General features: G+C 65.2%; 20 protein-coding genes and 2 pseudogenes. 12 read left to right on the forward strand and 10 right to left on the reverse strand.

Annotation, left to right across the window (positions count from 1 at the left end; genetic code table 11):
* Window positions 1–133: 133 nt before the first annotated feature.
* Window positions 134–1,021 (forward strand): 3-hydroxybutyryl-CoA dehydrogenase, encoded by an 888-nt coding sequence (locus MVA47_RS08130; RefSeq protein ID WP_247207420.1) that lies wholly within the window; start codon window positions 134–136, stop codon window positions 1,019–1,021.
* A gap of 53 nt (window positions 1,022–1,074) precedes the next feature.
* Here the strand turns inward: MVA47_RS08130 and MVA47_RS08135 are convergent, their stop codons facing one another.
* Genes MVA47_RS08135 through MVA47_RS08145 form a run of 3 tightly spaced genes read right to left on the reverse strand, consistent with a single transcriptional unit; the run spans window position 1,075 to window position 3,121 of the window.
* Window positions 1,075–1,908, reverse strand: a complete 834-nt coding sequence (locus MVA47_RS08135) for an SDR family NAD(P)-dependent oxidoreductase (protein WP_247207421.1) — start codon at window positions 1,906–1,908, stop codon at window positions 1,075–1,077.
* The gene (locus tag MVA47_RS08140) at window positions 1,905–2,279 is read right to left on the reverse strand and encodes a DUF4873 domain-containing protein (protein WP_247207422.1); all 375 of its coding nucleotides are present in this window, start codon (window positions 2,277–2,279) and stop codon (window positions 1,905–1,907) included. Before MVA47_RS08140 ends, MVA47_RS08135 begins: the two co-directional genes overlap by 4 nt.
* Complete coding sequence (locus MVA47_RS08145) at window positions 2,225–3,121, reverse strand: TetR/AcrR family transcriptional regulator (protein WP_247207423.1); 897 nt, start codon at window positions 3,119–3,121, stop codon at window positions 2,225–2,227. The genes MVA47_RS08140 and MVA47_RS08145 overlap by 55 nt, the downstream gene beginning before the upstream one ends.
* A gap of 133 nt (window positions 3,122–3,254) precedes the next feature.
* On the opposite strand from MVA47_RS08145, the gene MVA47_RS08150 reads away from it, so the two are divergent.
* From MVA47_RS08150 to MVA47_RS08185, 8 genes are all read left to right on the forward strand, one after another.
* The gene (locus tag MVA47_RS08150; RefSeq protein WP_374474140.1) at window positions 3,255–4,643 is read left to right on the forward strand and encodes a DUF445 domain-containing protein; all 1,389 of its coding nucleotides are present in this window, start codon (window positions 3,255–3,257) and stop codon (window positions 4,641–4,643) included.
* 136 nt (window positions 4,644–4,779) lie between these two features.
* Window positions 4,780–5,262 (forward strand): helix-turn-helix domain-containing protein, encoded by a 483-nt coding sequence (locus tag MVA47_RS08155; protein ID WP_247207424.1) that lies wholly within the window; start codon window positions 4,780–4,782, stop codon window positions 5,260–5,262.
* Window positions 5,259–6,056: a heparin-binding hemagglutinin gene (locus tag MVA47_RS08160; RefSeq protein WP_247207425.1), complete on the forward strand. Its 798-nt coding sequence runs from the start codon at window positions 5,259–5,261 to the stop codon at window positions 6,054–6,056. Before MVA47_RS08155 ends, MVA47_RS08160 begins: the two co-directional genes overlap by 4 nt.
* Window positions 6,057–6,163: 107 nt before the next feature.
* Window positions 6,164–6,457, forward strand: a complete 294-nt coding sequence (locus MVA47_RS08165) for a DUF2516 family protein (protein ID WP_247210665.1) — start codon at window positions 6,164–6,166, stop codon at window positions 6,455–6,457.
* 91 nt (window positions 6,458–6,548) lie between these two features.
* Window positions 6,549–7,466: a diiron oxygenase gene (locus MVA47_RS08170; protein ID WP_247207426.1), complete on the forward strand. Its 918-nt coding sequence runs from the start codon at window positions 6,549–6,551 to the stop codon at window positions 7,464–7,466.
* Between the two features lie 64 nt (window positions 7,467–7,530).
* Window positions 7,531–8,298 (forward strand): MerR family transcriptional regulator, encoded by a 768-nt coding sequence (locus MVA47_RS08175; protein WP_247207427.1) that lies wholly within the window; start codon window positions 7,531–7,533, stop codon window positions 8,296–8,298.
* Between the two features lie 19 nt (window positions 8,299–8,317).
* The gene (locus tag MVA47_RS08180; RefSeq protein WP_247207428.1) at window positions 8,318–9,364 is read left to right on the forward strand and encodes an alpha/beta fold hydrolase; all 1,047 of its coding nucleotides are present in this window, start codon (window positions 8,318–8,320) and stop codon (window positions 9,362–9,364) included.
* The gene (locus tag MVA47_RS08185) at window positions 9,364–10,296 is read left to right on the forward strand and encodes an alpha/beta fold hydrolase (RefSeq protein ID WP_247207429.1); all 933 of its coding nucleotides are present in this window, start codon (window positions 9,364–9,366) and stop codon (window positions 10,294–10,296) included. The genes MVA47_RS08180 and MVA47_RS08185 overlap by 1 nt, the downstream gene beginning before the upstream one ends.
* On the opposite strand, the gene deoC is transcribed toward MVA47_RS08185, so the two are convergent.
* On the reverse strand, window positions 10,293–10,991 hold the full coding sequence (deoC, locus tag MVA47_RS08190) for a deoxyribose-phosphate aldolase (protein WP_247207430.1): 699 nt from the start codon (window positions 10,989–10,991) through the stop codon (window positions 10,293–10,295). The genes MVA47_RS08185 and deoC overlap by 4 nt on opposite strands.
* A gap of 27 nt (window positions 10,992–11,018) precedes the next feature.
* Between deoC and purU the strand changes: the two genes are divergently transcribed.
* Complete coding sequence (purU, locus tag MVA47_RS08195) at window positions 11,019–11,906, forward strand: formyltetrahydrofolate deformylase (protein WP_247207431.1); 888 nt, start codon at window positions 11,019–11,021, stop codon at window positions 11,904–11,906.
* A 41-nt stretch (window positions 11,907–11,947) separates the two neighbouring features.
* Here purU and MVA47_RS08200 read toward each other — a convergent pair whose 3' ends face one another.
* The 5 genes and pseudogenes from MVA47_RS08200 to MVA47_RS08220 all read right to left on the reverse strand — a co-directional run bounded on the left by MVA47_RS08200 (window position 11,948) and on the right by MVA47_RS08220 (window position 15,941).
* The gene (locus tag MVA47_RS08200) at window positions 11,948–13,186 is read right to left on the reverse strand and encodes an LmeA family phospholipid-binding protein (RefSeq protein ID WP_247207432.1); all 1,239 of its coding nucleotides are present in this window, start codon (window positions 13,184–13,186) and stop codon (window positions 11,948–11,950) included.
* A gap of 93 nt (window positions 13,187–13,279) precedes the next feature.
* Complete coding sequence (locus MVA47_RS08205; protein ID WP_247207433.1) at window positions 13,280–14,077, reverse strand: carbon-nitrogen hydrolase family protein; 798 nt, start codon at window positions 14,075–14,077, stop codon at window positions 13,280–13,282.
* Between the two features lie 68 nt (window positions 14,078–14,145).
* Window positions 14,146–14,868 (reverse strand): class I SAM-dependent methyltransferase, encoded by a 723-nt coding sequence (locus MVA47_RS08210; RefSeq protein ID WP_247210666.1) that lies wholly within the window; start codon window positions 14,866–14,868, stop codon window positions 14,146–14,148.
* A 49-nt stretch (window positions 14,869–14,917) separates the two neighbouring features.
* Window positions 14,918–15,426 (reverse strand): annotated as a pseudogene (locus MVA47_RS08215) (DUF2505 domain-containing protein).
* Window positions 15,427–15,446: 20 nt separating this feature from the next.
* Complete coding sequence (locus tag MVA47_RS08220) at window positions 15,447–15,941, reverse strand: DUF2505 domain-containing protein (protein WP_023957469.1); 495 nt, start codon at window positions 15,939–15,941, stop codon at window positions 15,447–15,449.
* Between MVA47_RS08220 and MVA47_RS08225 the strand changes: the two genes are divergently transcribed.
* Together MVA47_RS08225 and MVA47_RS08230 are read left to right on the forward strand one after the other, a co-directional pair.
* A complete protein-coding gene (locus tag MVA47_RS08225) occupies window positions 15,940–17,022 on the forward strand; it encodes a UDP-N-acetylmuramate dehydrogenase (protein WP_247207434.1) in 1,083 nt (360 codons plus the stop codon). The genes MVA47_RS08220 and MVA47_RS08225 overlap by 2 nt on opposite strands.
* A 79-nt stretch (window positions 17,023–17,101) precedes the next feature.
* Window positions 17,102–18,423: pseudogene (locus MVA47_RS08230) on the forward strand (Ig-like domain-containing protein).
* Here the strand turns inward: MVA47_RS08230 and MVA47_RS08235 are convergent.
* On the reverse strand, window positions 18,420–19,187 hold the full coding sequence (locus tag MVA47_RS08235; RefSeq protein ID WP_247207435.1) for an SDR family NAD(P)-dependent oxidoreductase: 768 nt from the start codon (window positions 19,185–19,187) through the stop codon (window positions 18,420–18,422). The pseudogene MVA47_RS08230 and the gene MVA47_RS08235 overlap by 4 nt on opposite strands.
* Window positions 19,188–19,217 lie beyond the last annotated feature (30 nt).

Raw genomic sequence — 19,217 nt, forward strand, 5'->3', positions numbered from 1 at the left:
GGCAAGCTTTGGGCGTACCCCACAAGGGTTACCCTCTTCTCGCCATTTGGTGTCGGCTGTTTTGGTTCGAAGATCTCGGTTCCGTTTTTTTCGGTTCAAAGATGTTGTGCTCGTTGTTTTTTAGGAGCTTGTTGTGAGCGAGAAGATTTCGCGGGTCGGCGTGATCGGTGCCGGTCAGATGGGCGCAGGCATTGCCGAGGTCTGTGCCCGGGCGCACGCCGACGTGTTGGTGTACGAGACGACCCGCGAGCTCGCAGCCGCCGGAAGATCCCGCATCCTGCGATCCCTTGATCGCGGTGTGAGCAGCGGAAAGCTCACCGAACGCGAACGGGAGCAGGCCTCCGCGCGGCTGCGGTTCACCACCGATCTGGGCGACTTCGCTGACCGGCAGATGGTGTGTGAGGCAGTGATCGAAGACGAATCGATCAAGACCGAGATCTTCAAACAGCTCGACAAAGTGGTCACCGACCCGAATGCCGTGCTCGCTTCCAACACCTCCTCGATCCCGATCATGAAGCTGGGCATGGCCACAGCCAATGCCGACCGTGTGATCGGCATGCACTTCTTCAACCCGGTTCCGGTACTCCCACTCGTGGAACTGGTGACCACGTTGATGACCTCGCCCGAGGTGACCACGCGCGCAGAACAATTCGCCCGCGACATCCTGGGCAAAGAAGTGGTCCGATCGGCAGATCGCTCAGGGTTTGTTGTGAACGCACTCCTGGTTCCCTACCTTCTCTCCGCGATTCGCATGGTGGAGAGCGGATTTGCCACGGTGGAAGACATCGACAAGGCCATGGTGCTCGGCTGTGCCCATCCGATGGGCCCGCTCAAACTGAGTGACCTCGTCGGTCTCGACACGGTCAAGGCGATTGCCGACAAGATGTACGAAGAGTTCAAGGAACCGCTGTACGCCCCGCCCCCTGTGCTGCTGCGCATGGTGGAGGCGGGCCGGCTCGGCAAGAAGTCCGGCCACGGGTTCTACCAGTACGAGTCCACGAAGGCCGGCGTCAAGAACTGACGGGCCGACCTGGGAACCGGCACCGCCCGGCCCGCACCGGATGTATGCGTCGGTCAGGCGGGTGGGAACAGTGGTCCGCCACCGAACGGTTCGCGGTGGGATTTCGGTGGCGTCCCGTCGTTGTTCACCAGCCCGTACTGCGCGCCGAGTTCCGCGGTCACCAGGGTGTGGCCGTTGCGCTCGGGCAACGAGGGGTCCTGCCACAGACGGTCGATGACGCGGCCGACGAACTGTGGATGTTCCGCCTCGTCGAGCCGGAAACCGGCGAACTCCTCGATGCCCAGCGACATCAGCAGCTCGGTCTGAATCAGGCCCAGCCACAACGAGATCGCGGACACGCCGGTGCCGAAGAGTTCGTGGCCCATGTCGAATGCCATCTTGTCGAGGGCGGCTTTGCTCATGCCGTACAGCACCGAATGCAGGTGGCCGCGCGTCCCGAACGACGAGATGTTGACCATCAGGCCGCTGCCCTGCGGGACCATGATCTTCGCGGCCTCCACGCAGGCGACGTAGTGTGCCCGCAGACCGACCGTGATCAGGGTGTCCCAATCACCGACCGGCCGCTCCCAGAACTTGTCGCTGAATCCGCCGAACCCTTTCGGGGCCGCCCAGACATTGTTGACCAGCAGGTCGAGTCGGCCATGGTCGGCCGAGATCTGGTCGAACAAGGCGGAGACCGAGGCGTCGTCGGAGTGGTCGCAGCTCACGCCGACCGCGGCGCCGCCGGACGCGTTGATCTCCGACACCGTCTGTCCCAGTGGCTCATCCGGCGTCACACCGCCGCGTGCGGTCACGTAGACGGTCCAGCCGCAGGCCCCCAGCGCCGTCGCCACACCCTTGCCGACGCCACGGCTGGCGCCGGTCACCAGCGCCACACGTTCGGTCACCGGGTGTCCTCTCCGGTCGACGTCCCCGGGATGTGGATGTCGTCGCGATCGACGTCGTCGGGTAGCTGCGCGAACGGGGGAGCGGTGACGCCCGCGATGGTGAACCCGCCGAACAGGTCCACCGCGGACAGCTCACCCTCGCCCGCCCCTTCCGGAGTCTCGACGATGGCCCGGGTTCCGGCGGCTATCACCACGTCGGCGGGCAATGCCGGCGCGAGCCCGCGGATGCGTCCGGCCCAGACGTAACGACCTGCCAGCGGATCGAAATGCCCCGACAGCTCCACCTGAACCTGCGCGGGCTCGTGCCCGTCGATCGTCACCGTCGCCGGACCTGAGTAGGACCCGGCCCCGTCGTCCTCGTGCTCAGCCATGCCGACAAACCTATCCCGCGGCCACCTGCGCCCGACAACGATCGCCGACAGCGGTCACCCGGAGCGCCGGGCGCCTTCGGGAGGGGATGGTCCAGGGAGTTGAAGTACTCGGCCGAGCCCCCGGCTGCGGTGATGCCGGCAATCGAGGACCACACCATCATCGTGAGGTAGTCGATCAGCTGCTCTTTCCCCAGCCGGTGCTCGACCATCCACCAATGCACTGCGAGCTGGATGGCCCCGACAAGGCTGTAGGCCCAGGTCTCGACACCACCGGTTTGCGAGCCCTGCTCCACGAGCCGGTTGATCATGACAAACGTGAGCATCTGGGCGATCAGCTTCTGGGAGTCCGCCACCACCTCCGAGCCCGATCCGCCCGACATCACAAACGAGTAGATCTGCGGTTCGTCGGCAACGGTCTGCACGTAGACCGAGATGACCATCCGCGTCAGTTCGAACTCGCCGACGTCCTCGTTGATCGCACTGCCAAGGCGCGGCACCAGGACGGTCTCGATGAAACGCATCATCGCGGCAGTGGTGAGGTCGCTCTTGTCGGTGAAGTACCGGTAGAGGACGGTCTTGGAAACGCCTATCTCCTGGGCGATCTCATCCATCCCGGCATCGGCGCCGAGGGTGCGCACCGCAGCCAGGGTGCCGTCGACCAGTTCGCTGCGCCGGGCTTCCTTGTGACTTTCCCACCGGCGTTTGCGGCCGTCGGGTTTGACGTCGTCGGCGCCCACCTGGTGGCGGATCGCCTGAGGCAACGCAACACCTTTGCTGGCCGCGACAGCGGCGGCAGCAACAGCCGCGCGGGCGGCGGCGGCCGGGTTGGGACGTGGTGACATCGGTGCGGAGTCGATTCTGATCGTGGGTGGTCGCGTCCAGCTTATGTTCCCTGGCACTGCGCAACACCCAAAGAGAGCCGAGTCACCTTCGCCGGCGCGATTCTGTACCCCGAGTTTGGGTAACACTGGATGAATGAATCCGACTCAAGCGACGACGCCGGCCATCGACTCGGGTGGACGCCACCGGCTGCCCGGTGAGTTGCCGTCCGGCCGGCCCTCGTCCTTGCCGTCGGGTGAGGCCCCGAAACGGACCATCGCCGGGCTCAGCGGAGCCGACGCCGAACGCAAGGCCGCGCTTCGGCGGATGAAGATGGTGGCCACCGGGTTCCTGCTGTTCGCCGCTGCCGTCTACTTCTTCTGTCGCTGGATCGAGGATCGGGACGGCGACAACGTCGCTGCCTGGGTGGGTTACGTACGCGCGGCGTCCGAGGCCGGAATGGTGGGCGCGCTCGCCGACTGGTTCGCGGTGACGGCGCTGTTCAAACACCCACTGGGGATTCCGATTCCGCACACTGCGTTGATCCGGAAGAAGAAGGACCAGATCGGCGAACAGCTCGGCGACTTCATCGAGGACAACTTCATGACCCCCGAGGTCATCGAAGACAAGGTGTCGCAACTGGCATTGCCCACCCGGGTCTCGTCGTGGCTCGCCGATCCGAAGAACGCACCCCGGGTGGGTGCCGAAGCGGCGCGGGGTATCGCCTTCGCTGCCGAGATGCTCGACGACGAGGACATCGAGCAGCTGATCATGGCGGGAATGCGCTGGGCCGCCGAACCTGAATGGGGACCGCCCGCCGGGCGGGTGCTCGAACAGTTGATCGCGGAGAACCGGCTGGAGCCGGTGATCCAGATGGTTTGCGACCGCGCCCACGACTTCGCTTTGGGCAGCCAGGATCTGATCGACCGGGTGATCGACAAGGACGGGCCCGCGTGGGCTCCGAAGTTCGTGAACTCCCTGGTCGGCGACCGTCTCTACCGTGAGCTGGTGGAGTTCACCTTCAAGGTGAGGTCGGATCCGGATCATCAGGTGCGCCAGGCGATGACCGCCATGCTCGTCCAACTGGCGACCGACCTGCAGAACGATCCGGCGACCATCGCGAGACTCGAGGCGATCAAGACCGAGATGCTCGAACGTGACGAGGTCACCGGAGCGGCGTCGACCGCCTGGAATGCGGGCAAGGCACTCATCGAGCAGTTGTTGGCCGACCCCAACGGGACGCTGCGGGCCACGCTGACCGATTCGATCATCCAGGTGGCCGTCCGCATCCGTGACGACGAGGTGTTGCAGAACAAGATGAACCAGTGGATGGTGCGCGTGGCACGGCACGTCTCGCAGAACTACTCGCAGGAGATCATCTCGGTGATCACCGAGACGGTCCGTGGTTGGGACGCCGACGACACGAGCAAGAAGATCGAGCTGCAGGTGGGTCGCGACCTACAGTTCATCAGGATCAACGGCACCGTGGTGGGATCGCTGGCCGGCCTCACCATCTACACCGTGTCCGTGCTGCTCTTCCATTAGGCGGGCGAGACGGGACTGCAGGCGAGTGCGCCTCTGACCAGCCAACTGCTGTGGCTTTCATCACGAATTAGCAGATTGCTTGCAATTGCTAGCAGACATGGCAGTATGGGGAACCGAAGCCTGAAGGAGTAGCCGAATGGTTCCCACACCAGCTGAATCCGAAGACGATCCGGTGACGGCGGTTGTCGCGAACGCGGCACAGGACATCGGTGCCAACGTTGCCACCGCTGCCCAGGACATAGGTAGTTTCATCAGGTCTCAACGGATCGCCGCCGAGGTGTCATTGCGCCAGCTAGCTGAGCGCGCGGGGGTGAGTAATCCGTACCTCAGTCAGATCGAACGAGGGTTGCGCAAACCTTCTGCAGACGTACTGGCCCAGATCGCCAAGGGGCTGCGTGTGTCTGCCGAAGTGCTGTACGTGCGGGCCGGAATTCTGGAAGAACGGCCCGCGAGTCCGATGCGCGACGCACTGATGGCAGACACCGCCATCAGTGAACGCCAGAAACAAGTGTTGCTCGAGATCTACGAGTCCTTCTGTAAAGAGAACCGGGCTGCGGGCGAAAGCGACACGGACACAACAGAATCAGCACCAACCTCAGATACTGGAGACAAAACATGACCAAGTCAGACCGCAATCTCGCCAATCCGATCTACGCCGCTGTCGGCGCCGGGGACCTCGCCCTCAAGCAGGTCAACGAAGTGATCGCCCAGTTGCGCGAGCGCACCGAAACCGCCACCGAGCAGGCTCAGGCGCGTTTCGAAGAGACCCGAACCACCGCTCAGAGTCGCATCGAGGAAACCCGCGAGCGCATCACGGCGCTGCCGGAAGAGGTTCCCTCGACCGTGGAAGAGCTGCGCACCAAGTTCACCCCTGAAGAGCTGCGCAAGGTCGCCGAGGCCTACATCGAGGTCGCGACCGGCATCTACAACTCCCTCGCCGAACGTGGCGAAGAGACCGTCGAGCGCCTGCGCACCGCTCCTGCTGTCGGAGAACAGCTCTCGCGCGCCGAGAAGGTCTACAACGACGCGGTTGACCTGACCGAGGACACCCTCGGCACCATCTCCTCGCAGACGCGGGCTGTGGGCCAGCGTGCGGCGAAGCTCGCCGGCCGCGCCTCGGCCAACATCGAAGAGGCCATCGAGGACGCCACCGACGAGGCCACCGACAAGCTCAACGGCACCGCAGGCAAGGTCGAGATCAAGGCGCGTGCTGCCAAGAACTCGCCGGCCAAGAAGATCGCCGAGGCCAAGGAAGCGGCTCAGAAGACGCCGGCCGCCAAGGAGCCGGCCCAGGCCAAGGCCCCCGCCAAGAAGGCCCCAGCGAAGGCTGCCACACCTGCCTCCGCAGCGAAGGCGCCCGCCAAGAAGGTTGCTCCGGCCAAGAAGGCTCCGGCCAAGAAGACCACCGGATAGTTCTCGACTGACGAGCCGTCAGGCTCACCGCCGCCGTGTTTCTTCGGCGCGACCGCCAACTTCGGCGAACCGGACAGTAGGCTGCCACCGTGGATGTCATCTCTTTCATGGGTTACGCGCAGAGCATTGTCCTGTTGCTGTTGACGGTCGCAGCCGGAGTCGCGGCGGCGGTGTCGTTGGTGCATGCCGCGCTTCAGCGGCAGGATGCCTTTCCGGCGGTCGACCGCCAGACGAAGGTGATCTGGGTGAGCATCCTCGCGGCTGCAACATTGATCATCTGGCTGTTCGGCGCGATCAGCTTCCTCGGGATCATCGCTGTGGTCGCTGCGATCGTCTACATCGTCGACGTGCGGCCCCGGGTCGATTCCATTCAGAATCAGTCCTGGTTTCGCAAACGATGACAACATTGATTGACGAATAACCTTGACAATGGGCGGTGTCGTATAGGACTGTGGTCCTAAGCACACATCGTCCTTTGGAAGGGAGTCCGCGATGACAATGACTGTCGAACCCGCGTCCAGACTCGACCGCGTGCACGACCGGCAGGACATCGCCAAGAGGTTGTTGAAGTCGGCCGCACGCAAGTCCTATGACCCGCTCATCGAGGTCGATTGGGATGCCGAGGTGGTCCCCGGTCTCTACGGCATGACCCCGGAGTGGTGCAGCCTCTACGGCACGGACCTGTGGGACCGGATGACCGAAGAGCAGCGCATCACCCTCACCAACCACGAGGCCGCGAGCATCAGCGCCACGGGTATCTGGTTCGAGCTCATCCTCATGCAGATGCTCATCCGCGACGCCTACCGCCAGGACCCGGCGAGCCCGCACTTCCAGTTCGCGCTCACCGAGATCGCCGATGAGTGCCGCCACTCGACCATGTTCGCCAAGGCGGCAGAGGTCTTCGGTATTCCCAACTACGAGCGGCCCCGGTGGGTCAACTTTCTCTCGCGGCCCTTCAAGGCGCTGGCGTCGGGATCCCTGGCCTTCGGTGGCACCCTTGCCGCCGAGGAGATCCTCGACATGATGCAACGCGATTTCATGAAAGACGATCGCGTACAACCAGTCACACGCACGGTGAGCAAGATCCACGTGCTCGAGGAAGCCCGTCACATCCGCTTCGCCCGCGAAGAAACGGTGCGCATCGCGGCCGAGATGACCCCCATGCGTCGTCGCATGACCCAGCTCTCGCTGGCCGTCACCGTGTACCTGGTGATGTACAGCCTCGTGAACCCGAAGGTGTACGAGGCCGCGGGCCTCGACAAGCGCGAGGCCAAGCGGGCTGCGCGGAACAATGTGCACTACCGCGACCGCACCACGGACGGCTTTGCCAAGACCATCCGCTTCCTCGACGAGTGCGGTCTGATCGGTGGCCCCGGCAAACTGCTGCTCAAGCGGGCCGCAATCATCTGACGACGACCGGCGATACCGGCCCGCCTCCGCCGTCAAGCATCACGACCCGACCTAGAATGAGCGGATGGCTGAATACCGGATCAACGAACTCGCGGATGTCTCCGGCGTCAGCGTTCGCAACATCAGGGTCTATCAGGACCGTGGGTTGTTGCCGCCGCCAAAGATAAAGGGGCGCACGGGCTGGTACTCGGCTGAACATCTGAGCCGGCTCAAGGTGATCTCGCAGATGCTCGAGCGCGGGTACACCTTCGCCACGATCAGCGAATTGTTGATGGCCGCCCGCTATGGGCTGAAGGTGGAACACGTCCTCGAGGGAGAGCCCAAGCGCGGTAGCCGGTGGAAGAACTTCCGTCGGATGGCCACCATCACGATCACCGAACTCCGCAAAGGGCTCGGGGCCACCGACAGCAACATTGCGCTCGGCCAGCGTCTCGGACTGCTGGTCAAAGAGGGTGCGGGCTATGCCGTGACCAACCCTGAGGTGCTGGCCGGCGCCGAGGTCCTGGTGAAGGCGGGCATCGATCTGGATGTTCTGCTCACGCGATGGGAGCGGGTCCAGCAAGATCTGCAGGACATCGCGGCAAGCTTTGTTTCGATCGTCACCGACAAGTACTTCGAGGACGGGTCGCCGCTCGAGCTCGAGGAGAGCGAAGTGATCCGGCTGGCCGAACTCGTGCACACCGTGCGGCCCATGGCGCACGAGATCGTCGAGGTCGCGTTCAGCAAGGCGATGGACACCGAGATCTCCAAGGCGCTCGATCGCGGTGCCGAACTGATGATGGCAACAGATGACGAGAAGGCCGGAGTCCAGGCGGAGTCCGGCTCCACATAGAGATGGGTAGATCGGACAGATGAACACACGATCAGTGGCTGTCGGCGGTGCCGCGGTAGGCGCAGGAGTGATCGCGGCCGGAGCGGCGATCACCGGCACCTTCCTCGGATCGATCGTGCGAGAGGCCCTGAAAGCACCTGACCCGATCGAAGACGAGCCCGACCCGCTGCTCGCCACACCGGCGCAGGACCCCGAGCACATCGAGGTGATCGCTGCTGACGGCACCCCGATCAACGTCGTTGCGTACGGTCCACCCGACGGCGAGCTGATGGTGCTGGTCCATGGCTGGACCTGCAACACCAAGTACTGGTATCCCCAGATCAACACCTTCTCCGACCGCTTCCGCGTGATCGCGTACGACCAGCGTGGGCACGGTGAGTCGCCTCGTGGCAAGACGAAGCTCAGTACCGACCTGCTCGGTCAGGATCTCCAGTCCGTCCTCACCTCCGTGGTGCCCGCAGGGCGCAAGGCGTTGATCGCCGGACACAGCATGGGTGGGATGACCATCCTGTCCTGGGCGCAGCAGTTCCCCGACACCGTGTCGGACGTGGCGCGTGCGGTGGTACTCACCTCGACGTGTTCCAACCATCTGCTGCCCAACCTCGGCCTGATCCCGCTCGATCTCCCGAAGGCACTCTCGCCGATGGAGTACCTGACGGGTCGGCTCGTCGCCGGCGCCACGATCCACCTGCCGCGGACGCAGATGTCGCGCAAGGTGACCCAGTACATCGCGCTGAACACCACGTCGCGCAAATCCCACGTCGACTTCTGTGACGACATGGTGGCCTCGTGCCCAGGTCGCTCCCGCGGGAAATGGGGGAACGCGATGGTGGACCTGAACGTGTCTGCCGGACTCGACGCCCTGGTGGTGCCCACGGTCGTTGTGGTCGGCTGCGACGACAAGCTCACTCCGCCGGTGCATTCGGAGCAGATGGCCAAGGTGCTACAGAGCCACGGCCACCTCGAAGAGCTGGTGATGTGGCCGGGCATCGGGCACATGAGCAGTATCGAGAACTCCGACGGGTACAACAAACTGATCACCGATCTGCTGCAACGCACCGCCTGATGGCCACCCGCGATCAGGCGGTCCTGCACGAGCCCCGACAACCGGTGGAACATCGGACCGTCGACAGGCCGGCGGGCGCCTCGATCGTGGTCAGCAGTTATGGTCCCGCCGGCGCTCCGGTGGTGGTGCTCGTCCACGGCTTCGCCGTCAACTCCAAATACTGGTATCCGCAGGTGAACGGACTCGCAGACCGCTACCGGGTGGTCATCTACGACCAGCGTGGCCACGGGCGTTCGGCCCTCGGGTCCGACCCCACGGTGAACGACCACCTCGGCCAAGACCTGGACGCTGTCCTGCGTGCGGTGGTATCCGACGGTGAGAGAGCGGTGATCGTCGGGCACAGCATGGGTGGCATGTCGGTCATGAGCTGGGCTGCACAGTTCCCGGCGAGCGTCCGAACGTACGCGCGAGCGATCATGCTCGCCGGGACCGCGGCCACGGCGCCGGTCACCAAAGCCGCCATGCGCTTTGCAGATCCGGCCACTCTCGCCCGCCGAGCCGAGTACGAGTTCGCGTGGCTCGCATTTCGGGCGATCCACTGGCCCGGAGGTGACCTGATGATGCGATCCGGTATGACGGTCGCCGGAGCGCTGTTCCCCGGGATCAGTCGCCCGCAGCTCAAGTTCCTCGACTCACTCTTACGTGAGACCGACTGGCGCACAAGGGCAAAGGTCGGCAGAGCGCTGGAAGATCTGCACGTCGAGCGCGGGTTGGCGAACATGCCGGTGCCCGTCGCAGTGGTGGTGGGGGACCGGGACAGGCTGACACCGCCCAGGCTGGCCGATCCGGTGGCCAATGCCCTGCGCTACGCGGGCTCGCTCGAACGATTCGAAACCTGGCGCGGCGCAACGCATCTGCTCAATTGGGAGCAGCCGGAGCGATTCAACCGGACGATCGAGGAGCTCTTCTCCGCCACGCCACGACCACGTTAATCGGGGAACCCGTCGAGCACTGCCCGGGACCCGGACAGACCGAGCCGGGTGGCACCGGCCGCGATCAGCTCGGCCGCGAGGTCGGCGGTACGGATGCCTCCGCTGGCCTTGACCCCCACCCCGGGGCCCACGGCCGCGGCCATGAGTCGCACCGCCTCGACAGTCGCACCTCCAGCAGGATGAAAACCGGTGGAGGTCTTCACCATCGATGCCCCACCTCGGACCGCGGCCTGGCACACCGCCGTGACGGTGTCGGGGCCGGCGAGCGACAACAGCGCTGCGGACTCGATGATGACCTTCAGCGTGATCGACGAGCCGATTCCCTCGCGGACGGTGAGGACGTCGGCGAAGATCTCGTCGAACCTGCCGTCCACGGCAGCGCCGACGTCGATCACCATGTCGATCTCCTGTGCGCCGGAATCAACCGCGAGCCGCGCTTCGGCCGCCTTGACCAGCGAATGATGCTTGCCGGAGGGGAATCCGGCGACCACACAGCTCCGCTGGGCGCCGGTGTCGATGGGCAGCATCGACGGGGAGAGGCAGACGGCGAGCACACCCAGATCGGCGGCTTCGGCGACCGTTGCCTCGGCATCGGCACGGGTCGCCTCGGGTTTGAGAAGTGTGTGATCCACCATCGCGGCGACCACACGCCGGGTGAGGCTCGAACCGGTCGGGGCAGGCAAGGTATCGGACATGAACCGAGCTTGGCACACTGGTTGGTTGTGACCACACTCTCGCCGGTCGATTCCGCCGGCCACCGCTATGTGCTGACTCTCGGCTGCCCCGACACCACGGGCATCGTTGCCCGGATCTCGGGATTCTTGGCCGAGATCGGCGGTTGGATCGTGGAGGCGGCCTACCACTCCGATCCCGACAACGGCTGGTTCTTCACCCGCCAGGCTGTGCGCGCGGACTCGGTGCAGATGGATGTCGACGAGCTGCGGGCCCGGTTCGAGTCCGAGGTGGTCGCCGGGCTGGGCCCGGAAACCGAATGGCGCGTGAGCGATTCGGCCGTGCCGAAGAAGACCGTGCTGCTGGTGAGCAAAGAAGGCCACTGCCTCGGCGACCTCCTGGGCCGCTCCTACCGAGGCGAGCTGCCCGCCGAGATCAACGCGGTCATCGGCAACCACCGGGCACTCGAGGACTTCACCGCGCGCATGGGCGTGCCGTTCCACCACGTTCCGTTCGGCGAGGACAAGGCCGCGGCCTTCGAGGAACTACGCGAACTCGTCGACGTCCACAACCCCGACGCGGTGGTGCTGGCGCGGTTCATGCAGATCCTGCCCGAGGAGTTGTGTGATCACTGGGCGCGCAAGGCGCTCAACATCCACCACAGCTTCCTCCCGTCCTTTGTCGGGGCGCGGCCCTACCACCAGGCGTTCACCCGAGGGGTGAAGCTGATCGGGGCCACCTGCCACTACGTCACCAGCGAGCTGGACGCGGGCCCCATCATCGAACAGGACGTGATCCGCATCGACCACTCCGACTCGGTGGCCGACATGGTGCGCCAGGGCCGCGACATCGAGAAGCTGGTGCTCGCACGCGGGCTCCGCTGGCATCTCGAGGACCGCGTGCTGGTGCACGGACGAAAGACCGTGGTGTTCAGCTGACGTCTTCCGGGTTCAGCCGGCCCGGTTCAGTCGACCGGCACTCAGACGACGCTGCAGGTGTCGCTCTCGCTGTTGCTGCTCGACTCGCTGCTCTGCGGGAGGGCGATGTCGGTTCCGGAGAACGCGAACTCGACTCCACGATCGGTGACCTTGAGCTGGTCGAAACTCACCTGATCGAACATCGGCGGGAACAGGCCGGCACTGACCTGGTCGACGAGAAGCTGCGCCCACGAGGTCGGGATGCCGAACGATGCCGCGCTGGCGTCGACGACCTCGAACGTCAGCTTGCCGTCCTTGGTGATCGGTTTGAGCTCCGCCTCGGCAGGCAGCGAGAACATCAGCAGCTGGAAGTTGCCGCCGATCGTGATGGTGCCCGCAGCTTCGTTGCCGGTGACCTTGTCCACCTTCAGCCCGCCACCCATGGCCGACAGGAGACCACCGAGACCACCGGAGCCCGGGTCGGACGTGTTCGGGTCCGTGGTGGTCGCCGGGTCCTGGGTCTGCTGGCTGAGCTCCATGATCCGGCTGAAGGGGACGTAGCCGTTGCCCTGTAGTTCGCCGACGGTGGCGTCTTTGTCGCCGCTGCTGATGTCGTCTGCGCGAGCATGCAGCTTCATGGCCGAGTCGCCCTCGTCGCTGGTGTCGACCTGGACGTACGGGATCTCTCCCGACATCCACTGCATCAACATGGGCTTTTTGCTCAGCGACACCGAGGTCGGTGCTCCGGTGAGTTCGCCGAAGGACTGTTCGAGGCAGTCCTTGGACTTGCTCCGGAGGTACAGCTCACTGCCGACCCCGAGGATCACCAGCAGCAGCACGAGGCTGAGCGACACCATTCCGACGATCAAGCCACGCCTGCGCTTTGGTCGCTGGGGCGTGACCCCACCGTCGTCGGGCCCGCCTGGACCGTAGGGAGGTCCGGCCGGGGGGATCGGGGGCTCTCCGGGTCCGTCGTAGGGCGCGAAACCGTCCGGCGGCACCTCGAGCTGGGTGGTGTCGTGGCGACCTTGCGACCACGCCGTGTCGGACTGCTGGCCGGCCCCGACCGGCGCGAACTTGTCGGTGGGCGGGTTCGGGTCATCCTGTGCATTGTCGGGCACGCCGTGCGTGCCTGCAGCATCAGTACCGGTTCCGTGACCTGGATCGGTCTGCGGGGTCTGGCCGGAATCGGGTCGGGGCGTCTGGGTTGTGTCGGCGAGATCGTTTCCCTCGGCTCGGTCGGCGGCATTGGGAGAGGGCTGCCCGGCCTGGGTCGATTCGGCGTCGTCGCGTTGATTCATCACGTCGATAATGCATGGTCAGAGGGCCAAACGGGGTAAGAGTTCGCTAAGTATCGCAATGCCGCAGGTCATGGCATGGAAATGGCAGGGTGATCATTCGATGGGACGGCGGTTCGCCAGCACTGCGATCGAGGCACGCGCACGGTCCACTTCGGTGAAGTCGAGGTCGATGACGGCGAATTCGGGGTCGTCGCCCAGTTCTGTGTGCACGTTCCCGAAGGGGCCCACCACAAGCGAGTGTCCGATTCCGGTCGGCGCCGACGACCCCGCGACATCGGGGTCGTCGGGTACGGCCTGCCCCAGCGCTACCACAAAACAACCGCTGTCGAGGGCGCGGGCAGCGGCCAGGGTGCGCCACTGTTCCAGCTTGCCGTCACCCGCACCCCAGGACGCAGGCACCACGATCAGTTGGGCACCACGATCGGCGAGCGCGGTGAACAACGCGGGGAAGCGGATGTCGTAACAGGTCGCGACACCGACCGCTGTCTCGTCGATGTCGAAGGTGACCACATCGTCACCTGCCTGTACCGTCCGCGATTCCTTGAAACCGAACGCGTCGTAGAGGTGGACCTTCTCGTAGCCGATGAGGTCGCCGTCCGGGTCGGCGATCACCAGCGTGTTCCGCACCCTGCCCTCGTCACCGGGCGTGAACATGCCGGCCACCACGGTGATCCCGTGGTCCCGGGCAATATCGCCGACCCCGCGCCCCCACGGGCCGTCCAGTGGTTCGGCCACCGGACCCAGCGGAACTCCGAAACGGCACATCGTGGCCTCGGGGAAGATCACCAGTTCCGCGCCGGCGTCCGTGGCCGCGGCGCTCTGCTCGGCCACCAGGGCCAGATTCGCGGACGGGTCGGTGCCGCTGGTGATCTGGGCCAGGGCGATACGCATGCGACCTACCCTACGACCGCCCGATGCCGCCCGCGGACGACGGGGTGAGGGCGCGGTCGGCGGGCGGGCTAGGTGGCGGGGGCGACGACATCCCAGGGGACCGTGACGACATTGTCGCGATGGCGACGGCGGTCGAGCAGGGGGTCGATCCCGTTGTCGGACAGCAACTCCAGGGTGCGACGCCAGCGCTGGCGAGGACCGAACGGAGCCATCGGAGCGGCAACATCCCAGCATCGGTCGAGGACGGTGAGCAGATGATGGATCCGCTCGCCGGGGACGTTGCGATGGATCAGAGCCTTGGGCAGGCGCTCGGCGAGATCCGACGGCCGGCCGCTGTGCGCCGGGTCCCAGGACAGGGTGAATGTCAACGGCCTCGTGTTGTCCAGCAGAATCCAGCAACACCGCCTGCCGAGTTCGTCGCACGTTCCCTCGACGATGTATCCGCCGGGTGCGAGCCCCCGCTGCATCCTCGACCACGCCGCAACGACCTCTGTTTCGTCGTACTGCCGCAACACGTTGAAGACCCGCACGAGATGGGGTCGCAGGCCGGCGAGTTCGAATCCGCCGACCGCGAATCGAACGCCGTCCTGGGCCGGGACCACCCGTCCGGGGTCGATCTCGAGACCGACGAGTTGGGTGCCCGCGACGACGGTGCGCAGTCGGGCTGCGAGTTCGAGAGCGGTGTCGGGACGTGCACCGTAGCCGAGATCGACTGCCAGGGGACTGTCGGCCGATGCCAGGGCCTCGACGATCAGGTCGTGATGGACGATCCAGCGGTCCACCCGCCGCAGCCGGTTGATCCCGGTGGTGCCCCTGGTGATGGCGCCGTCGGGTTTGGGGCTAGAGGTTGGCGTCGATCCATCCCGACGTGAACTCCGCTTCGCCGCGGAAGAGGTCCACCAGGTTCACCAGCATGAGCTGCTCGAGTTTGCCGTTGATGAACGGGATGTAGACCTTGACCTCGGTGGTCTTGCGGATGGTGCTGCCGGTCTCGGTGGGGAACAGCTCCTGCCAGCCCGTCAGGCTGCCGGGCCCGGCGGGGATCGAGGCGTCGTAGGTGCCCTTGGTGTTCTCCGGGTCGAACGGACCGAGGAACTCCTTGCGGGTGATGATCATGTCTTTTTCATCACCGTCTGGGCGATCGCCGGGAGCTCGCTGCGGGGAAGGACCTGCTTGAGGACCAGATCCACACCGTTGTCGTCCACCGTGAGCGACTCGATGTCGGATTGTGGCGTCAGCTTGCGGAACTCTTCCATCTGCGCGTCCCAGAACTCCCGGGAGGAGAGCGCCTCGTACACCGTTTTTGCAGGGTGGTGGTACCGGGCGGAGTAGGAGAGACGTCGTGCCATGAGGGAGAGCGTAACGCCGGTCAGTGGGTGTTGATCCATTCGGTGGTGTATTCGTGCTCGGCCTCGATGAGCTGCACCACGTTCTCGGCGATCGCCTTCTCGACCTTTCCGCCGACAAACGGAATGGACACCTCGACCGAACCATCGAACGAGATCTCGCAACCGGTGGACGTCGCGATCAGCCTCTGCGACCCTTTGACCTTGGCCGGCGCGCCCGAGACGACTGCGGTGAAAGCCCCTTCGGCGGCCTCACCTTTGGACCACACCACGGTGCGGGTGATCTCCAGGTCGCCAGGCCGGATCTTGGTCACCATCGACGGGAGGTTCTTCTCGGGAACCCGCTGTCGCAGCACCACGGTGACCTTGTCGCCCTCGTCGGTGAACGAATCCAGGTCGGAGAGGTCGGCGGCGACATTGGCCACCAGATCTTTCCAATACTGCTCGTCGGCCACTGCCGCGGCGAACTGAGCCGGGGGACAGGGGAAGTCGATGGAATGGTGCAACTTGGTCGCCATGAGTGCAGGCTACCGTTGCTGGGTGGCCACACAAACCGACAACCGTGTCCCTCTGGCAAAGATGACCACTCTGCGTGTGGGCGGTCCGGCCGGTGAGGTGATCACCTGCCCCGATGCCGACTCCCTGATCGAGACCGTCCGCGACCTCGACGAGGCCGGCATCCCGGTGCTGTTGGTGGGCGGCGGATCCAACCTGGTGGTCGGCGACGACGGGTTCGACGGCACGGTGGTGCGCATCGCCGGTACCGATTTGGACTGGGGCGACGATCAGGTGACCGCCGATGCCGGGGTGAACTGGGACGAGCTGGTGGCACAGAGCGTCGAGCGGGGATTCGGTGGGCTCGAGTGTCTGTCGGGTATTCCAGGGTCCGTCGGTGCGACCCCGGTGCAGAATGTCGGCGCCTATGGGGTCGAGGTGGGGGCGTTGATGCGTTCGGTGCAGCTTCTCGACCGCCAGACGGGTGCGGTGAACTGGGTGGACCCCGGCGACCTCGAACTGGCGTACCGCAGCAGCCGCCTCAAGCGCCGAAGCGACGAGGTGGTGATCCGAGTGTCATTCCGACTGAACGCAGATGGACTCAGCCAGCCGATCCGGTATGGCGAACTGGCCCGGACGCTGGGAGTCGAGGAAGACGAGCGGGCACCCGCCGCCGATGTGCGGGCGGCCGTGCTCGCGCTACGGGCGAGCAAAGGAATGGTTCTCGATCCGGACGACCACGACACCTGGAGCGTGGGGTCGTTCTTCACCAATCCCATCGTTCCCCAGGAGCACCTTCCGACGGTTCTGACGAGGATCGTCGACGAACTCGGCGACGATGCGAGGGTGCCTCAGTTCCCGGCTGAGGGCGGCGTCAAGATGTCGGCCGGATGGCTCATCGAACGGGCCGGTTTCGGCAGGGGTTTCCCCGGGACGGACGCGCCGGCCCGACTGTCGACAAAGCACTCGCTCGCGGTGACGAACCGGGGGAACGCGCGGACGTCGGACATCATCGACCTCGCACGGCAGGTACGTGACGGAGTTCACGACAGGTTCGGCCTCTGGCTCGAACCCGAGCCTGTCCTGGTTGGTTGCAGCCTCTGAATGACATCTGTCCTGGGCTGGGACGCTGACCAGGCCTGGTCGACGTTTGGGATCGTTGCCTGCAGGTATTGTCTGACGCATGACCGAACCCCGTGACCGCATGCTGCTCACCAGGCGCTCGGCTCTCACCGCACTTGCCGTCGGCGTCGCCGGCGTGACTGCCGCAGCCTGCTCGACCGACGACAAATCGGGTACCTCGGCCTCCGGCGAGAAGGGTCCCGCAGAGCCTGTTGCCGAGGTGTCGTACAGCCCTGCCCTCGATTCCACAGACGCTTCCCCGGTCGGCGAGATCTCGGTGACCGTGAAAGACGGCGTGCTGAACCCGGACGTCCAGCTCACGAACGCCAACGGGCGTGTGGTGGCGGGCACCATGTCCGAGGATCGCACGACTTTCTCCATTTCCGAGCCCCTGGGCTACGGCGGCCAGTACACGTGGGCGGGCTCGGCTACCGGCGACGACCGCCAGACGGTTCCCGTGGCCGCACCTTCACCACCGTTACCCCGCAGAACCAGATCGGCGTGGTCATCAACATCGCCGACGGCCAGGAAGTGGGTGTCGCTGCGCCTCTCATCATCAAGTTCGATGAGGTCGTGACCGACAAGAAAGCGGTCGAGCAGGCGCTGAAGGTCACCACCACACCAGAGACCGAGGGCAGCTGGGGCTGGCTCGGCGAAGACGGTGGGTCGCGGGTGCACTGGCGTACCAAGGACTACTACCAGCCCGGCACCAAGGTCTCGATGGTCGGAAAGCTCTACGGCCTCGACCACGGCGACGGTTACTACGGTGAGGCCGACGTCACCAGCGACTTCGTGATCGGGCGCAACCAGGTGGTGCTCGCGGACGCCGACTCGCATCAGATCGTCGTCCAGAACGACGGCAACACGTTGATGACGCTGCCCTGCAGCTACGGCGAGGGCGACCTCGACCGCAACGTGACGCGATCGGGCATCCACGTGGTGAGCGAGAAGCACGAAGACTTCTACATGAGCAACCCGGCGGCCGGGTACTTCAACGTCCGCGAGCGCTTCGCCGTACGCATCTCCAACAACGGTGAGTTCATCCACGCCAACCCCGACACCGTCGGAGTGCAGGGTTCGTCCAACGTCACCAACGGGTGCATCAACCTGTCGCTGGCGAACGCGGAGCAGTACTTCAACACCGCGATGTACGGAGACCCGGTGGAGGTCACCAACACCCGCATCCCGTTGTCCGAGGCCGACGGTGACATCTACGACTGGATCTACGACTGGCAGACCTGGAAGTCGATGTCCGCTCTCGGCGGGGATCCCGAGGTCAAGAACGCCCCGGCCACACCCACCGACGCCCCCGACGTCTCCGGCATCCCACCGACCCCGCAGAACACCGGCACACCCCCGCGGGCTGACCGGGGAAAGATCTAGCCGGTCTTGATGTTCCGGCGTGCGGATGCCTGATCCCGCGGTTTGAGCAGGATCGTGTCGAGATTGACGTGCGGGGGCCGGCTCGCCACGAAACCGACCACCTCGGCGACGTCGTCGGCGGTCAGCGGTGTCAGCCCCTCATAGATGGAATCGGCCTTGGCCTGGTCTCCGCCGAATCGGACGAGTGAGAACTCGGTCTCGACCATGCCGGGCTGGATCTCGGTCAGCCGAACCGGTTTACCCAGCAGCTCCGGGCGAAGCGTTCGATGCAGGAGGGCCTGGGCGTGCTTGGCCGAGGTGTATCCAGCGCCGTTGTCGTAGGCCTCGATCGCTGCGATGGACGTGATGGTGACGATGAGTCCGTCGCCAGATTCGATCAGCTTGGGCAGCAGAGCCTTCGTGATCCGCAGGGTGCCCAGCACGTTGGTCTCCCACATCCAGCGCCAGTCGTCGAGGTCCGCGTCGGCGACGGTGGCAAGCCCCTTGGCCCCACCGGCGTTGTTCACCAGAACCTCCACCGCAGGCACCTGGTCACAGAACTGCTGGACGGATGTGTCGTCGGTGACGTCGAGCGCGATGGCGGTTCCGCCGATGTCGGCGGCGAGGGCATCGATGCGGTCCACCCTGCGGGCGCCGACGACCACGTGATAGCCCTGAGCGGCAAGAACTCTGGCCGTTGCCTCCCCGATGCCTGAACTGGCACCGGTTACTACGGCGACCTTGCGTTCGCCAGGGTTGGAGTCTGGGCTGCCTGCAATTGTCATGGCCGACAGTCTAAGGCTGTGGTGCCCGGT

Origin of the sequence: Williamsia sp. DF01-3, from assembly GCF_023051145.1 — a bacterium.
Lineage (GTDB): Bacteria > Actinomycetota > Actinomycetes > Mycobacteriales > Mycobacteriaceae > Williamsia.

Bases quoted from the DNA above. Each gene is read 5' to 3' on its own strand.
- MVA47_RS08140 (WP_247207422.1), bottom strand. From the start codon at position 2,279: ATGGCTGAGCACGAGGACGACGGGGCCGGGTCCTACTCAGGTCCGGCG.
- MVA47_RS08145 (WP_247207423.1), bottom strand. From the start codon at position 3,121: ATGTCACCACGTCCCAACCCGGCCGCCGCCGCCCGCGCGGCTGTTGCT.
- MVA47_RS08150 (WP_374474140.1), top strand. From the start codon at position 3,255: ATGAATCCGACTCAAGCGACGACGCCGGCCATCGACTCGGGTGGACGC.
- MVA47_RS08155 (WP_247207424.1), top strand. From the start codon at position 4,780: ATGGTTCCCACACCAGCTGAATCCGAAGACGATCCGGTGACGGCGGTT.
- MVA47_RS08160 (WP_247207425.1), top strand. From the start codon at position 5,259: ATGACCAAGTCAGACCGCAATCTCGCCAATCCGATCTACGCCGCTGTC.
- MVA47_RS08165 (WP_247210665.1), top strand. From the start codon at position 6,164: ATGGGTTACGCGCAGAGCATTGTCCTGTTGCTGTTGACGGTCGCAGCC.
- MVA47_RS08170 (WP_247207426.1), top strand. From the start codon at position 6,549: ATGACAATGACTGTCGAACCCGCGTCCAGACTCGACCGCGTGCACGAC.
- MVA47_RS08175 (WP_247207427.1), top strand. From the start codon at position 7,531: ATGGCTGAATACCGGATCAACGAACTCGCGGATGTCTCCGGCGTCAGC.
- MVA47_RS08180 (WP_247207428.1), top strand. From the start codon at position 8,318: ATGAACACACGATCAGTGGCTGTCGGCGGTGCCGCGGTAGGCGCAGGA.
- MVA47_RS08185 (WP_247207429.1), top strand. From the start codon at position 9,364: ATGGCCACCCGCGATCAGGCGGTCCTGCACGAGCCCCGACAACCGGTG.
- deoC (WP_247207430.1), bottom strand. From the start codon at position 10,991: ATGTCCGATACCTTGCCTGCCCCGACCGGTTCGAGCCTCACCCGGCGT.
- MVA47_RS08200 (WP_247207432.1), bottom strand. From the start codon at position 13,186: ATGAATCAACGCGACGACGCCGAATCGACCCAGGCCGGGCAGCCCTCT.
- MVA47_RS08205 (WP_247207433.1), bottom strand. From the start codon at position 14,077: ATGCGTATCGCCCTGGCCCAGATCACCAGCGGCACCGACCCGTCCGCG.
- MVA47_RS08225 (WP_247207434.1), top strand. From the start codon at position 15,940: ATGAGTGCAGGCTACCGTTGCTGGGTGGCCACACAAACCGACAACCGT.
- MVA47_RS08220 (WP_023957469.1), bottom strand. From the start codon at position 15,941: ATGGCGACCAAGTTGCACCATTCCATCGACTTCCCCTGTCCCCCGGCT.
- MVA47_RS08235 (WP_247207435.1), bottom strand. From the start codon at position 19,187: ATGACAATTGCAGGCAGCCCAGACTCCAACCCTGGCGAACGCAAGGTC.